3 protein-coding genes are annotated in these 1707 nt (G+C 34.9%); all 3 read right to left on the bottom strand.

Annotated elements, in window-relative coordinates:
• Positions 1–244 precede the first annotated feature (244 nt).
• On the bottom strand, positions 245–1024 hold the full coding sequence (locus BBROOKSOX_RS10680; RefSeq protein ID WP_139661759.1) for a glycosyltransferase family 25 protein: 780 nt from the start codon (positions 1022–1024) through the stop codon (positions 245–247).
• Positions 1025–1163: 139 nt separating this feature from the next.
• Entirely contained in the window at positions 1164–1364 is a 201-nt protein-coding gene (locus BBROOKSOX_RS10675) for a hypothetical protein (RefSeq protein WP_218973741.1), read from the bottom strand.
• Between the two features lie 96 nt (positions 1365–1460).
• The coding region (locus BBROOKSOX_RS10670) for a transposase (RefSeq protein ID WP_139661754.1) at positions 1461–1707 on the bottom strand (247 nt) is incomplete at its 5' end.

Here is a 1707-nt window from a genome sequence, read left to right as displayed (position 1 = left end):
CCACTTTTCACCCACTTGGCGATTTTTTAAACCCAGCCTTAGCCCTGCTAGGACAAGGTTTAAAGAAATCACCAATTGGGCAAAAATTGGATTTTGCTAATCATCCCTATTTATGCAAAGGTCTCTATTGTTAAATATTTTTAATGCCACAATCATCAGCATAAGTAGATACTGGAACGCTTGAGCGTGTACTGAGTATCTGTATAATTTTTGAATCTGATTTATGTGTTAATCTTCTTATGTTTTAAAAATCTTGCTTTCTAATTGTTATATAGCGTCTCTCAGACTTTGTGATTAGCGCTACTTGCCTTAACCCTAACTTTAATTGAAAAACAATTCTTTTAATTCGAAAAGCCCAACCTCCTTTTGGATTGTTGACGCTACTGACTGTGGATTTGGTAGCAATATTATTGATGGGATTTTGGATAGCATAATCTCTACATTGGTCTAATTGAATAATAGGCGTTGGTTCTACTTGGTAAGCTTTGATATTATGACAGTCGGTAATATGTGCATCTGCTAGCGCAATACCTTTTTTTTGCTCGCATTGGAGCAGTTTTTTAGCACCTTGTGGCCAAAGTATATAGCCTGCAGCACCTGTTCTATCTTGGTAGAGTCTAAAGAGTTTCGAAGCACAAGCAATGCTTTCGCCTATTTTAGCAACGAATTTTTTTCTATTTCTATTCTCAAGACTGATTAACTCACACTTTTTTTTATCAGCAAGGTCTGCAAGTAGTTTTGGTGTGTATTTAGACAATAGCGCATCATCTTCTAAGATTAATGCAGGCTCGTTACTTTGAATAATTTTCCTCCAAGCATTTTGATGTGAGTAATAACAAGCTACTTCGGTATTTTTTAAAGGGCGTTGCCAATCTTTAGCGTGTTTTTTATAGATTATCTCATCTATATCATGAATTGAAGTTGCCTCTAAAAATTCAAAATCTAATTTGAGTTTTTCCATTTGTATTTGTTGAAAATTACGACGCTCTATGGCGCTTGACAAGCTGATGATTAAAATATTCATAATGATGTAAAGTCCATTTGCCACTAGGTGGTTTTGTTGCGAATTTCTAAGGGTAGCATCAGTGCCAAATTTAAACACTGAAGTGCCATCAAATAATGTAAATCTCTGTTCGTTGTCAAGTTGAATTTACTTTATTATCTTAACAAGATTGAGTGTTAGTCAAAAATTGCTCTGATTCTTGGGTTTTGACAGTATTAAACCAACAAATACAAGCAATAGATAAACTTTTGATTGTATTATCATTTGGATAATCAGCAAAGGTGTCTGCCGATGCCATTAACCAGCGAGTATCAAGATTCTCTAGTAAGAAATTTCTCTTTTCAAGGCTTTTCAAACTCACGCCTAATTAGTCAACCCTTAAAAACCCAAAACAACCAACCATAAAACCACTCTTAAACATTCAAAACAATCACACTATATTTTGACTGACAATATTTTACTGAGTACAATAGAAAAAATAGCGACTTCTTACCATACACAACCCAACTTTTTGCCAAAACAAAAAAATAGCAGTGGCAATTAGCCACTTTCTCAAATTCCAAGCACAGGCAGCCATTAAAACATTAATCTCATCACCAACTTGCCCTTTGAGTAGGTTTCTAGAAAGTCTAAAATCTGATTTCAAATGTCCGATAATAGGCTCTATGGCTGCTCGCCTTTTACACAGTTTGCGCTTTTTATCT

The organism is bacterium endosymbiont of Bathymodiolus sp. 5 South, assembly GCF_900128535.1.
In the GTDB taxonomy this organism is placed as follows: domain Bacteria; phylum Pseudomonadota; class Gammaproteobacteria; order PS1; family Pseudothioglobaceae; genus Thiodubiliella.
Note: the sequence above shows the minus strand (reverse complement) of the source record. Positions and strands in the feature narration are given on the sequence as shown.